We start from the raw sequence: 12,729 nt of genomic DNA on the forward strand, positions 1-12,729 counted from the left end.
GGGTGCTGGCCGGGGTGCTGCCGGTGTCAGGCGGGTTTTCATGAGGTCAGCGCCAGACATAGCGCGCATCGTTCGCGTGAGGCCCGCCTGGCTGCGAGGCGGTGTCGATGCTCACTTCGACAGACATGCCGACGCGCACTTTCGACGCCAGCGCCTGGCCCGGATCGAAGGTGAGTTTGACCGGCACGCGCTGCACGACCTTGGTGAAATTGCCGGTCGCGTTGTCCGGCTGGATCGGCGCGAAGGCGACCCCGGTGGCCGGGGCCAGCGAGTCCACATGCGCCTTCAGGGGATGACCGGGGAAGGTATCCACCCAGATGGTCGCGGTCTGTCCGGTCTGGACCTTCGTCAGCTGCGTTTCCTGGAAGTTGGCCAGCACATAGGCCGCCTGTGTCGGAACGACGGCGAGGATGCCGGTGCCGGGATGGACGTAAGCACCGACACGGACGCCGCGTTCACCAACCACGCCGTCCACCGGCGCGGGAATGGTGCAATAGGAGAGATTCAGCGCGGCCTGTTTTTCATCGCCCTGCGCCCGGAGCAGAACGCCCTGGGCACGCTGCAGCTGCGCTTTCAGCACGGCGACCTGTCTTACCGCCGCGTCGACGGCCGCCTGATCGCGGGCGACGACGGCATTTGCTTCTTTCTCGCGGGATTCCGAGGACTGTTTCTGTTCGACCGTGCCGGCGCCGCCTGATGAAAGGTTCCGGTACCGCACCGCGTTTTCCCGCGCGAACTGAAGCGACGCCTGATCGGACAGGACGGCGGCCTTCGCTCCGGCGATCAGGGAATCCTGGCGGCCCAGTTCCGCTTCCAGATTGGACACATCGCCCCGGGCGGCGAGGACGTTGCCCTTCGCCACCTCAAGAGCGGCACGGTAATCGTCGTCCTCGATATGGGCCAGTTCCTCGCCGGTCCGGACCTGCTCGTTATCCTGCGCGATCACGCGGTCGATCCGGCCGGAGACTTTCGGCGCGACGGTGGTGAAATCCGCCGTGACATAGGCGTCGTTCGTATACTGATCGACACCGTTCCCGTTGACCAGACGACTGCCGCCCCAGGCGGCCACGGCGAGAACGACGGCGGCGCAGCCGGCATAGAGAAGTGGTTTTTTATAGATCATGGTTGCAGCTTTTTCGGATACTCAGCGGACGGGCGCCGCGGGTGAAGGCGGTCGGGGCGGAAAGACCCGGTGCGGCAGGAAGAGATTGAGAACGGCGTATCCGAGGCAGACCCAGATCAGCACGTAATAGATATCGTTCAGGGCCAGAACGAGGGCCTGTTCGTGAACGTAGGTATGGAAAACCTGGAGTGAATTGCGGGCGACATGCGCGGCGTCGGGCGAGGTTACGGAGAGCTGTCCGCTGATGGGATCGCCCGTTCCCTGCAGGGCGAGGCCGTGCGTGCCGTAATGATCCAGCAGCATGGTGGAATGATACTGCTCACGCCGCCGCGAAAGTGCCGCGAACAATGCGAAAGCGACGGCGTTCGCCAGGCCCTTGAGCATGTTCACCATGCCTGAGATGAACGGACCGTCGGCGGGACCCATCGCCAGCGTCGCCAGCATCAGGGTCGGGATCACCGTCATGGGTTGTCCGAAAACCTGAAGGATCTGCAGGGGATAAAAATTGTCGCGGACCCAGTCCGGGGTCAGCCAGGTGCCCAGCCAGGCGGCGGCGGCCAGGCACAGCATGCCGCCTGCCAGCACATAGCGGCAGTCGACCCTGCGGCTGTTACAGATCGCGGCGATCAGGGGCAGCATGATCAGCTGCGGCAGTGCGACCACAAGGGAGATCGGCGCTGTCTGGATCGGGCGGTATCCCCGCACGGCGGCGAGATAGGTCGCCGGAATGTCCGCCATCAGCGCACAGATGGCCAGAATGCCGACCAGAGACAGCAATGACGCCTGGATGTTACGGCTTTTCCAGTACTGAATCCGGAAATACGGGCTGGGATGGAACGCTTCGTTGATGACGAAGACGATGAACGCCGCCCCGCCCCAGAAAGCCAGATTCGTGATGACGGGCGAGCGGAACCAGTCCAGCCGGTCGCCCTGATACAGCACGATGACGAGGGAGCAGATGGCCGGGAGGCCGACCAGAATTCCGAACCAGTTGAATTTCTCAAACCGTTCGATATGCACAGGATCTTTCGGCAGACCGTACGCCATCATCGCGATGGACAGGGCGGCCAGCGGGATGATTTCCCAGTAGAGCCAGTGCCAGCCGGCGTCCTCGAACCAGAAGGCTTCCAGCGGCAGGCCGAGATTGGGGCCGAAGGTCGCGCTCATCGCGTAGCCGCCAATTCCGAAGACCCGGATTTCCGGCGGCAGGTATTTCAGCATGACGGTCATCAGAACCGGTGGCAGACAGCCAGCGGCCAGTCCCTGAAAGCCGCGCAGGATGCAGAGCGATGTCACATCCGGCATGAACGGCGCCGGGATCGACAGCAGCGCCATGACGGCTGTCACGAAGATCGAGAAGCGGTAGATCGAAAACGTCATGTAGAACCACGGCGTGAACGCCATGGCGGCGATATTGAACGCCTCGTAGATCGCGATCAGCCACGTTCCTTCATCGTGCCCGATATGCATCGCGCCGCGGATATCGGAGAGCCCGATCTCGGTAACGTGTTCGTTGAAACCCGCGACATGCACGGCCAGCAGCATCCCCAGACAGCCGATGACCGTACGGAGGCCGAAAGGCGGGATGTAAGACGGCCGGGGCGGCGACGCGTGGATAACCGGCGCGGCCGGCGTCGTTGCCGGTGCCGACGCTGGCGCTGGCGCGGCATCCGTCCGGAGGACCGGTTCTGCCGGAGCTGGGGAGGCAGTCTGCATGCCGGCCATGTTGCCTGGAAAGAGGACCAGATATACCCCTGTTTCCGGCAATCATAGATTCCACTTTCCGGATCGGTCCTCGCTGGCGTCTTCGTTCGGAGAAGTCTAAAAATGGAAGGATGCGTGGATACGACCTTGATCTGTTGCGATACCTTCAGGTTCTGATCGAAGAGGAAAGCGTCTCGGTCTCGGCGCGTCGCCTGAAGATCAGCGAGCCGGCGATGAGTCGTCACCTCGCCAAGCTGCGCACGGTGTTCAGGGACCCGATCCTCGTTCAGTCCGGCCGGCGGATGACGGCTTCCTCATTCGCGCTCGGCATTCTGGACCGGGTGCAGGAGGTGGTTCGCGCCGCTGACGGCCTGATCGAGACCCGCGCCCTTGCCGATCTGCATAATCTTACGCCGACGTTCAGAATCCGCGCCAACGATCTCATCATCGCTGCTCTGGGGTTGCCGCTGCTGCGGGCGCTCCGCCGGGACTGCCCGCAATGCGAGCTGGTCTTCGCGCCGGAAGTCGATGATCCGGCCAGCGATCCTCTGCGTCATGACAGCATCGATCTGTATATCGGTGCCACGGATGTGATGAAGCCGGAGATCCGTCGTCAGACGCTCAGCCGCGACACGATGCAGGCCGTGGTCAGAAAGGATCATCCGATCCTGACCGAAGGCGTCACCCCGGAAACGATGGTCCGTTACGAATATATCAGCGTCTCCCGGCGCGGGCGCGCCCATGGACCGATCGATACCATTCTGCGCGATCAGTATGGTCTGACCCGCCGGATCGCCATGGTCGTTCCGAATTATCACTGCATGGTGGAGAGCATGAAGGACACGGATCTCATTCTGCCTCTGCCCGGACTGGTTCTGGACAATATCTCCCTGGAGGCACTCGGGCTCGCCACTTTCGAATTTCCTTTGCCCCTGCCTTACATTGTGGCGTTCCAGGCCTGGCATCCCAGACGCGACACCGATCCGGTGCATCGCTGGCTGCGGGAAACACTGTTTCGTATCGCCCATACGGCGCTTCCCGACTCTCACATGTCGTAAGAGCGTGGTGCTTTCGGACCGGGGAGAAACCCGGTCACGGCAGGAGGTGTGGGAGTCTGCACCTCATTTTATCAGAGACTGTTTGAAAAGGGCGTTTATGTATTTTGCAAACGGGAGACAAAGCAGGGCTCTGCCTTTCATCCATCTAATTTAACAGGCGGGGATCAAAGGGACTGTGTCCCTTTGTGGGGTTCGGGGCAAAGCCCTGAAAAGCCATCTCGTCTGTATTTGCAAAATATACAAATAACTTAAAAATACTTCAAATTATCAAGAATTTTCTGATGAACCTTTCCCCGGAAAGCTTCAGAAGACGCCGCCTTTTTGGAAAAAGGCGGCACCCAAAAATTTTTATTACTTTTTATCAGAGGCTGATCGCTCAGTGCTCTTTGATCCGACTGAAGTGGCCAGATGACCGGGATAAGAAAGGTCTCGCCTCTTTGCGGGGAGTTCGGGGAGAGCCCTGAAAGAGGTGCGGACTGGCCTGAATCGCCCGGTCCGGTCCATAATGCGGGGATGCAAACTCAGCACAGCCAGGCCAGCGCCTCTCTCCGGCCAGAAGCCGCCCCCCACCTGCAGACCAGGAAGGAATGCCACGCCGCCGGTGTAAAACTGCGGAAGAGCGTGCGGCGCGGCTGCCATGCCGACTGGACGACACCTGCCGGCCGGGCGTCTCCGGTCGCCATTCTGGCCACTCAGGGTCTGACCCGTATCCCGGATCTGCTGTCCGTCCGCTATGCCCGGATGAAGGCTTCTCCGTTCGCGTTCCTCCGGGGCGCGGCCGCTGTCATGGCGGCCGATCTTGCTCACACTCCTACAACCGGCCTGACCGTGCAGGCGTGCGGTGACTGCCATCTTGCCAATTTCGGCAGCTATGCCTCGCCGGAGGGCATTCCCGTCTTCGATATAAACGATTTTGACGAAACGCTTCGCGCGCCTTTCGAATGGGACATCAGGCGCCTTGGCACGTCTCTGGTTCTGGCCGGTCTTGAAGGCGGCCTGTCGGATAAGGCGGCCCGGCTTCTTTCCAGAGACATGACGCTCACCTATGCGAAGGAAATGACGCGGCTGGCCGGTCTCAGTCCGCTCGAAATCTGGACCGACCGCGTCGATCTGGTTGCCGCCATCGCGCAGTTCGAAGACCGCAAGGTCCGGGAGGCCGTTCAGGCCCAGCTCGCACGGCGTCTTGACAGCGCCCGCAACCATTTCGGCCTTGTCGCGGATAGTGGCCCGGCTCCGTCTCTGCGTGAACGCCCGCCATTCGTCATGCGTCTGCCCGCTCATGAGGACACCATCAGGCAGGCCTTCTCCCGTTACGTCGCCACCCAGCCCGCCGAACGCGCCGTTCTGCTCGATCGCTACCGCCTGCGCGATGTCGTGTTCAAAGTCGTCGGGATCGGGAGCGTCGGCACGTTCTGCGCGATCGGCCTGTTCGCCACGGCCGATGGTGAAACGCTGCTTCTCCAGATCAAGGAGGCGCAGGAATCCGTCCTTGCCCCGTTTACCGGTCCCTCCTGTTTCCATAATCAGGGTGAACGCGTCGTCACCGGCCAGCGCATCACTCAGGCCGTTTCGGATTCCTTCCTGGGCTGGACCCGCAGCGACGGACCCCAGACGGACAAGGGAAACGCCGCCCCGGACCTGTCCGGCCAGGGACGCCAGTTTTACGTCCGGCGCCTTAAGGACACCCGCCTCGCCGCCATCGGTTCGGATTCCGCCCAGCAGGGACTGGCCGATTACGCCAGGCTGTGTGGCCGGACGCTCGCCCGCGCCCATGCGCGCTCCGGCGATGTTGCGACCATCGCCGGCTATCTCGGCAAGGGTGCTGCTTTCGCGGATGCCATCAGCCGGTTCTCCGCCGCCTACGCGAAACAGACCCACAGAGACTGGGCCGTTTTCACTGCGGCGCTGAAAGACAATCAGCTGCCTGCCCCGTCCGGGCCGGCGTAAGCCAGATCCGGTGCGTGGCTGACTCCGCCCGGGCCATCGCGGCGGAACGATATTTACGATTTATAGGAAAATCGTTATAATATTAATGATTATGTATCGGTAAAATCTAACATCTTAAAAAGTTTCGGTGAAGTTAATGAAGAAAAATAATTACAGCCTGGTGACATGCGCACGCTGGGAGAAAGACTGTATTCAGGAGTGGCTTGTCTATCACAGGTCGATTGGTTTCGATCATGTCTATATTTACTGCAATGACGACAGACCTGATGATCTGTATGAGAAAATTCTTCCGTTCAATATTGGGACGGAGCCGTTTGTAACATTCCTGTTTCACCCGCAAAAAGGTGATCAGAACGGAATGTACCGGCATTTTCTGCAACATTTCCGGCATGAAACCGAACGGTTCATGTTTCTTGATGTCGATGAGTTCGTCTGTATCCGGAATACGAACAATATCGACGCCCTGGTGCAGAATGGCCTGAATGACTGCGACGATATCGTCTTTAACTGGGTCTGGTTCGGAAACAGCGGGTTTGTCGAACGTCCTGGCGGTTCTGTGCTGCTGAATTATGTCAACCGGTCCGCCGGTGTGTTCATTCTGACAAAACACCTGATTAAATCATCGGTTTTCGATGAAAAAATCCGCATTGAAAATCTTGATGCCATATTCCATCACCGCATCTCGCCCGCATCCCATCCGGGGCTGACAGTGAAAAATGTCCTCGGAGAAGATTATACGGCTTTCATTGACGGTTCAGACGACGAAAAGGCGCATTATCTTTATCAGGAAAACCGCTCACAGCGCATACTCGAAACGGCGTGCATCTTTCATTACGCCTTCAAATCCGAAAAGGATCTCGTGGCACGCGCGCGCCGCAGCACGGAAGGTTCCTTCTCCGGTCAGAAAGCCTGGAAAGATCTTTATGACAGCGGCAATCTGCAGGGCTTTTTCGCTCCGCTCAATGCAGTGAAAGATACGTATCTTCGCAGATACTGGATGGACCTTCTGCTTAACGGAAACAGATCCACGACGAATTCCGGCAATACGCAGAATATAAAAATCGAACGCTTTGGAATCGCGGATCAGAGTTCGGTGTCTCCCTGGTCGGTCGGAGCCACGACCCGCAACGATGCGGCGAATGGTATCAACGGAATATCGGACGGCGCATATCATTTTCATACCGAACATGAGCCAGATCCCTGGTGGACGCTGACCTTTCCTGATCCGGTCCTGATCCGCTCGGTCGTGATTCACAACAGACCGGATGTCCCTTACCGCGCAAACGGGCTTATCGCCGAAGTCAGGCTTCCTCATGGTGACTGGCGTGAGATCGGCACTCTGGATTCAGGCATGATGGCCGGGAGCGCCCACAATAATATCTTTACAATTTCTCCGGATCAGCCTGTCATCTGCGATATTCTCCGCCTCAGACTTCCCCGGAAAGAATACCTGCATCTGAGCCAGGTAGAGGTCATCGGGGATATCATTCCATAAACATACGGGATGCGTTTTCGCCCGCGTCACAGCCTGAATTTCAACTCTGATCGCAGACTTTCCGGAATCTGCCGGCGACATTCATCTCACTGTGAATATCGCTGTGTCCGGTTTTCAGTATCGGGATCATGCGGGACCGGTTTCCGGTCCGGGTGCACGAGCGTGAGCGCCGGCGGAGACCGTCCGAAGAACATCTGGCGACGGCATCCGCTTCATCGGCTCCGGTTTGCTCATTCGGGAATCAGAACACGATCCGCGGGGGACAGGCGGTCAGCGGCATTTCTGGCCTGATGCCAGTAAGGATAGATCAGTGGCGGCCGGCTGACCTCATCCAGTTTTTTCGTTTCGTCCGGTGTCAGCACAAGGTCGATCGCCTTCAGATTGGCTTTCAGCTGATCCTCATTGCGCGCGCCGATGACGAGAGAACTGATGCCGGGGCGGGACACTGTCCAGGCGAGAGCCACGTCCGCGGCCGGCACGTTCCGCGCTTCGGCGATACCGACCAGAACCTCGACGACATCATACAGATGCTCTTTGTCGTAGACCGGCGGTTCGCCCCAGTTTTCGAGCTGCCGTCCTTTCGGCTCCGGCCTGCCCCGGCGATATTTTCCCGAAAGCAGACCGCCGGCGAGCGGGCTCCAGACCTGCACGCCAATCCCCTGATCCACGGCGGCGGGGAGCAGTTCGTACTCCGCTTCTCTGGCCTGGAGAGAATAGTAGATCTGCTGCGAGACAGGCGCGATAAAGCGGTTTCGTTCCGCAACAGAAAGCGTTTTCATCAGTTGCCAGCCAGTGAAATTCGACACGCCCGCATAACGGATTTTGCCTGACCGGCAGAGTGTATCAAGCGCCTCGAGCGTCTCCTCCAGAGGGGTCAGGCCGTCCCATTCATGGAGATAATACAGATCGATATGATCGCGGCCGAGACGCTTCAGGCTCGCCTCACAGGCGGCGATCAGATGATATCGGGACGAACCGGCGTCGTTCTGGCCGGGTCCCATACGGAACCGCGCCTTGGTCGTCACCATGATCTCGCCGGACCGTCCGCGGAGCGCCTGGCCGAGAATCTCCTCCGAAGCGCCTGTCGAATAGACATCGGCCGTATCAAACATATTGATGCCCGCATCGATGCACAGATCGATCAGGCGGTTCGCGCCCGCGAGGTCCGTATTCCCCGTCTTCGCGAAGTCACCGCTGCCACCGAACGTCATCGTTCCCAGTGTGAACGCGGAAATACGAAGGCCTGAACGGCCAAGCTGGCGATAATACATTGATTGTGTTCCTCGTCCGTAAAAACATGATGTCCCTGATACCGGGACATCCGCACTGATCTGGCGGATAATATCAGAGACGCTCCGGTCATTTCTCCGGCGCAGGCGGGATGCGCTCGCAGCCCGCGACCGGGACAGGGCAAGTCCGTGCTCCGGTCTGTCTGCCGGAGCGATGCAGCAACTCCGGCCTTTTGCGGCGCAGCCGTGCAATGCCCGGCTCGCCGCCTTACCGTCAGTCTCCGGTTTTGCCGGTGTACGTCACTTCAAGACGTCCCACCCCCTTGCACTCTGCGTGCAGCGTATCCCCCGGTTTCACCGGGCCGACGCCTGACGGCGTCCCGGTCATGATCAGATCACCGGGGCACAGCCTGACATAGGTCGAAAGGAAGGCAATGATCTGTGATACTGACCAGATCAGATCTTCCAGATCGCCATCCTGTTTCAGCACACCGTTTACTTCAAGCGTGATCCGGCCTTTATCCGGATGGCCCGCTTTCGCGGCAGGCACGATCGCGGTTATCGGGCAGGACTGGTCGAACCCTTTGCTCAGATCCCATGGTTGCCCGGCTTTTTTCGCGATGTTCTGAAGATCGCGTCGTGTCATGTCGAGACCGACGGCGTATCCGTAGACAAGCGCCAGAGCGTCCTCCGGGTCCACATTGACGCCTGTTCCGCCGATCGCAACAACCAGTTCCACCTCATGACTGAGATTTTCGGTATGGAGCGGAAACGGCAGAAACCGCTCGGTGGTGACGGCATCCGCGGGTTTTGAGAAGAAAATCGGCGGATCACGGGAAGGGTCTCCTCCCATTTCCCGGGTATGCTCCGCATAATTCCGGCCAACGCACCAGATGCGCCGCACAGGAAAACTGGCGGCTTCCCCGGCGACCGGAATGCTGGCCTGCGCGGGTGGTTCAAACACGTAGTTCATCGTGAACGTCTCCTCTGCGTCGCATCATAACATCGGACGCCGCCCGTTCCGCCGGCCGCTCCCGCAAACGTGTCCGGAACGGTGCCCGAAGCCGCGACGGGAAAATCCGGTGCGCCGGGATCGCCCCGGAGAACCGTCTGGCACAGTCGATCATGCAGAAAAGACGCATGCAGCAGCAGAGAGCCACAAAACAGCGCTGTGCCGGGCAACCTGGATCAATCCTGCCGCGTTGGACCTGCACTCAGATATGGAAGAAAGCCCCATGGACCTGATTCGCTGGACACTTATTTTTCTTATCTTCGCCCTGATCGCCGCCGTATTCGGTTTCACCGGGATCGCGGCCAATTTTGCCTATATTGGCAAGATTCTGTTCTTCATTTTCGTCGTGCTGTTCGTGGTCAGCCTGTTTTTCGGACGCCAGAATCGCTGACGCGCAGGAGAGTAACGAGCAGCGCAAGAACGACGAGTGCTGCGACACCGTCCAGCACCGTCATGGAAACAGGAAGCCAGTCGACCAGATAGGTCGGCGCATCGCATGGTTTGCCGGGCGTCAGCGGCATTGACGCCAGACGCTCGGCCATCGTTGTGCCGTGAAGCACCGGCGCCCGGCATTCGGGCAATGGACTGGGCCAGAATTTCCACTCCACACCTGCGTGAAGCACGGACAGCGCGGCCACGGCCAGCAGAGGCAGGGTGCCAAGCCAGGCCACCCCCCGCGCCATCCGCCTGGGCACCAGCAGCCCAATGATGCCGATGATGAGCGCAATCCTCCAGGGCCATCGCTCCCAGAGGCACAGTCCGCAGGGCATGATTCCGCGCACGTCCTGCACCCACCACACCATGCCGAAGGCAACCGCGCTCGCGACGACGAGCAGCAGGTTCGGGAGCCTCACCGGTCCCGGCACGGTCCGGCGGAAAATACGCCGGCGAGGATACAGACTCATTGAGACCGCCCTTCTCCCGTGGATGCGCGGACAACGCGCGGATCACGGGATGCAAACACAATCCGGCAGGATATCACGCAGTCTTTGCCTTTCCCGCATCGTGAAGAGCCGTGAGAAAATCCCGTGACCAGGTTCCCGCCGTCGTGCTGCGTACTTCCGCGTCAAGCAGTTTCCAGCGACGTTTCCTCGCCGCCTTGTCCATGGTCAGCGCCTGATGCAGCGCGTCGGCGATGGCGTCGGCGTCATGAGGATTAACCAGCAGAGCCTCGGTAAGTTCCGGCGCGGCCCCGGCAAGATGGGACAGCACCAGCGCGCCGGGATTTTCCGGGTCCTGCGCGGCGATATATTCCTTGGCCACCAGATTCATCCCGTCCCGCAGCGGCGTGACAAGCGCGACATCGGCGAGACGATAGAAGCCCGCCAGGACCGTCCGCGGCACCGGGCGCGTAAGATAGCGGATCGGCGTCCAGTCGAATTCCGCGAAAGCGCCGTTAATGCGTCCGATCGTCTCGTCGAGCTGACGACGCAGCAGGCGGTATTCCTCGACCTCGCCGCGCGAAACCGGCGCGACCTGCAGATAGGTCACATGGCCCCGGTGCTCGGGATACCGCGTCAGAAGCCGTTCGTATCCAAGGAAGCGTTCTTCCAGACCTTTTGAGTAATCCAGACGGTCAACGCCGATGATCAGCGGCTCGGCATGCATGCTGTCCCGCAGGCGGGCGACTTCCTCACCATCCCAGGCGGCGCGGGCTTCCTCACCAAATTTGACCGGATCGATCCCGATCGGACACGCCATGACCCGGGACACGCCCTCGTCCAGCCCTTCGATCCGCAGGCACTCCTTCAGATTCTCGGCGTCCTCATCCGTCTGCACACCGATCAGGTCGTAGGCGACCATGTCGCGGAGGAGCGCGTCGGCGGGAGGCAGCGCCCTGAAGAGGCTCCAGGGCGGGAACGGAATATGCAGGAAAAAGCCGATCGGTGCCGTCACACCCAGATCACGCAGCATCTGCGCGAGCGGAAAGAGATGGTAATCCTGAATCCAGATCGTATCGCCGGGCTCCAGCAGCGGCAGAAGCGCCCGGGCGAACATGGTGTTCACGTCCTGGTACGATTCCCAGTCCGATTTGGTGTAATTCATCAGACCGAGCCGGTAATGGCATAAGGGCCAGAGAATTCCGTTCGAGAACCGCTGATAATAGCCCCGGTGCTGCGCCGGTGTGAGCGGAATGGTCGCGTATGTCACCTTGTGGTGGCTGTCGACCGCGACCTCCGGGTCGCCCTCGAAATCCACCTGCTGGCCGGACCAGCCGAACCACAGACTGCTCTCCTCGTCGCGCAGCGCGTCGGCCAGCGCCACGGCCAGACCGCCGGCGGGCTGATCCCGTTCCCTCGGATCCGGCACGCGGTTCGAGACAATGACCAGACGTCCCATCGTCACGCACCTCCGGCCGGAGCAGCATCTCCGGTGGCCGGTACAAGCGAGGCGAGCCACGCCCTGAATGTTGCCGGGGTCGGAAAATCAGCCGGAATGCGAAGACCGAGGCCGCCGAGACTCACGGCGGCCTTCACACCGTCCTCGTCGGTCACGTCGTCTCCGACGAAAACGGGTCTGCGGCCGGCGAACGGCGCATTTTCCATCAGCAGCCGCACGGCGTAGCCTTTATCGACACCGGCGGGCCGGATTTCCCAGGCCATTTTGGCTGCCTGGACATGAAAAAGGCCGTTTGTCGGAGCCACCCAGGCCTCGGCGGCCTTCCGCAGAGTTGTTCCGGACTCCGGTGCCGCGCGATAATGCAGGACAAATCCGCCGACCTTGCGTTCCAGTCGTGTTCCCGGCAGCGAGGCCACGAGGTCCTGCGCTTCCCGGAGCCACTCGCCCGGAACGGGAGGAAGTGCCGCCCGTTCTATCGGGCCGCCGGGACGATGCCGGATGGCGATTCCATGTTCACCGGCCACGGCGAAAGGTACGTCTCCAAGGAACTCGTCGATCTGGGGAACCGGACGCCCGGTGATGACGGCGAGCGCATCCCCGCAGGCGGCCCGCAGACGAAGAAGGGTTTCCTTCAGCCCCGGAGGCACCACGATCGATTCCGGCGTCGGTGCGATATCGACGAGCGTCCCGTCAAAATCGAGAAGGAACGCCACCTCCGACAGTGGCAGATGATCGCGGGACAGACGCGGCTGCGAGCCCGAAGATGCGGATGTGTCTCTGGTTGAGGCAATCACGATTGGTGGACCCTCTTTCCTTCTAAG

At 60.4% G+C, this 12,729-nt stretch carries 11 protein-coding genes; 4 read left to right on the forward strand and 7 right to left on the reverse strand.

The window, feature by feature from the left end:
- Nucleotides 1–46 precede the first annotated feature (46 nt).
- Both GOB93_RS05880 and GOB93_RS05885 read right to left on the reverse strand, forming a co-directional pair.
- On the reverse strand, nt 47–1,123 hold the full coding sequence (locus GOB93_RS05880; protein WP_173582549.1) for an HlyD family secretion protein: 1,077 nt from the start codon (nt 1,121–1,123) through the stop codon (nt 47–49).
- Nucleotides 1,124–1,144: 21 nt separating this feature from the next.
- Nucleotides 1,145–2,839 (reverse strand): MFS transporter, encoded by a 1,695-nt coding sequence (locus GOB93_RS05885; RefSeq protein ID WP_242010561.1) that lies wholly within the window; start codon nt 2,837–2,839, stop codon nt 1,145–1,147.
- 119 nt (nt 2,840–2,958) lie between these two features.
- Between GOB93_RS05885 and GOB93_RS05890 the strand changes: the two genes are divergently transcribed.
- The 3 genes from GOB93_RS05890 (at nt 2,959) to GOB93_RS05900 (ending at nt 7,327) form a co-directional block, all read left to right on the forward strand.
- Entirely contained in the window at nt 2,959–3,885 is a 927-nt protein-coding gene (locus tag GOB93_RS05890; RefSeq protein ID WP_173582550.1) for a LysR family transcriptional regulator, read from the forward strand.
- A 513-nt stretch (nt 3,886–4,398) separates the two neighbouring features.
- Nucleotides 4,399–5,832: a DUF2252 domain-containing protein gene (locus GOB93_RS05895; protein ID WP_173582599.1), complete on the forward strand. Its 1,434-nt coding sequence runs from the start codon at nt 4,399–4,401 to the stop codon at nt 5,830–5,832.
- A 136-nt stretch (nt 5,833–5,968) separates the two neighbouring features.
- Nucleotides 5,969–7,327 (forward strand): glycosyltransferase family 2 protein, encoded by a 1,359-nt coding sequence (locus GOB93_RS05900; RefSeq protein WP_173582551.1) that lies wholly within the window; start codon nt 5,969–5,971, stop codon nt 7,325–7,327.
- A gap of 230 nt (nt 7,328–7,557) precedes the next feature.
- Here GOB93_RS05900 and GOB93_RS05905 read toward each other — a convergent pair whose 3' ends face one another.
- Nucleotides 7,558–8,598, reverse strand: coding sequence for an aldo/keto reductase (locus GOB93_RS05905; protein ID WP_173582552.1), 1,041 nt, complete (start codon nt 8,596–8,598; stop codon nt 7,558–7,560).
- A 232-nt stretch (nt 8,599–8,830) separates the two neighbouring features.
- Entirely contained in the window at nt 8,831–9,529 is a 699-nt protein-coding gene (locus GOB93_RS05910; RefSeq protein WP_173582553.1) for a fumarylacetoacetate hydrolase family protein, read from the reverse strand.
- A 262-nt stretch (nt 9,530–9,791) separates the two neighbouring features.
- Between GOB93_RS05910 and GOB93_RS05915 the strand changes: the two genes are divergently transcribed.
- Nucleotides 9,792–9,959, forward strand: coding sequence for a DUF1328 domain-containing protein (locus tag GOB93_RS05915; RefSeq protein ID WP_173582554.1), 168 nt, complete (start codon nt 9,792–9,794; stop codon nt 9,957–9,959).
- On the opposite strand, the gene GOB93_RS05920 is transcribed toward GOB93_RS05915, so the two are convergent.
- From GOB93_RS05920 to otsB, 3 genes are all read right to left on the reverse strand, one after another.
- On the reverse strand, nt 9,928–10,473 hold the full coding sequence (locus GOB93_RS05920; RefSeq protein ID WP_173582555.1) for a disulfide bond formation protein B: 546 nt from the start codon (nt 10,471–10,473) through the stop codon (nt 9,928–9,930). The genes GOB93_RS05915 and GOB93_RS05920 overlap by 32 nt on opposite strands.
- A 73-nt stretch (nt 10,474–10,546) precedes the next feature.
- On the reverse strand, nt 10,547–11,908 hold the full coding sequence (locus tag GOB93_RS05925) for an alpha,alpha-trehalose-phosphate synthase (UDP-forming) (protein ID WP_173582556.1): 1,362 nt from the start codon (nt 11,906–11,908) through the stop codon (nt 10,547–10,549).
- A 2-nt stretch (nt 11,909–11,910) separates the two neighbouring features.
- Nucleotides 11,911–12,651, reverse strand: coding sequence for a trehalose-phosphatase (otsB, locus tag GOB93_RS05930; RefSeq protein ID WP_242010570.1), 741 nt, complete (start codon nt 12,649–12,651; stop codon nt 11,911–11,913).
- Between the last annotated feature and the right edge of the window lie 78 nt (nt 12,652–12,729).

Origin of the sequence: Acetobacter musti, assembly GCF_011516835.1 — a bacterium.
Taxonomy (GTDB): Bacteria; Pseudomonadota; Alphaproteobacteria; order Acetobacterales; family Acetobacteraceae; genus Acetobacter; species Acetobacter musti.

What these genes read in the sequence shown, in the direction of transcription:
- GOB93_RS05910 (WP_173582553.1), bottom strand. Translation starts at nt 9,529, where the DNA reads ATGAACTACGTGTTTGAACCACCCGCGCAGGCCAGCATTCCGGTCGCC.
- GOB93_RS05925 (WP_173582556.1), bottom strand. Translation starts at nt 11,908, where the DNA reads ATGGGACGTCTGGTCATTGTCTCGAACCGCGTGCCGGATCCGAGGGAA.
- GOB93_RS05900 (WP_173582551.1), top strand. Translation starts at nt 5,969, where the DNA reads ATGAAGAAAAATAATTACAGCCTGGTGACATGCGCACGCTGGGAGAAA.
- GOB93_RS05895 (WP_173582599.1), top strand. Translation starts at nt 4,399, where the DNA reads ATGCAAACTCAGCACAGCCAGGCCAGCGCCTCTCTCCGGCCAGAAGCC.
- GOB93_RS05890 (WP_173582550.1), top strand. Translation starts at nt 2,959, where the DNA reads ATGCGTGGATACGACCTTGATCTGTTGCGATACCTTCAGGTTCTGATC.
- GOB93_RS05905 (WP_173582552.1), bottom strand. Translation starts at nt 8,598, where the DNA reads ATGTATTATCGCCAGCTTGGCCGTTCAGGCCTTCGTATTTCCGCGTTC.
- GOB93_RS05880 (WP_173582549.1), bottom strand. Translation starts at nt 1,123, where the DNA reads ATGATCTATAAAAAACCACTTCTCTATGCCGGCTGCGCCGCCGTCGTT.
- GOB93_RS05885 (WP_242010561.1), bottom strand. Translation starts at nt 2,839, where the DNA reads ATGCAGACTGCCTCCCCAGCTCCGGCAGAACCGGTCCTCCGGACGGAT.
- GOB93_RS05915 (WP_173582554.1), top strand. Translation starts at nt 9,792, where the DNA reads ATGGACCTGATTCGCTGGACACTTATTTTTCTTATCTTCGCCCTGATC.
- GOB93_RS05920 (WP_173582555.1), bottom strand. Translation starts at nt 10,473, where the DNA reads ATGAGTCTGTATCCTCGCCGGCGTATTTTCCGCCGGACCGTGCCGGGA.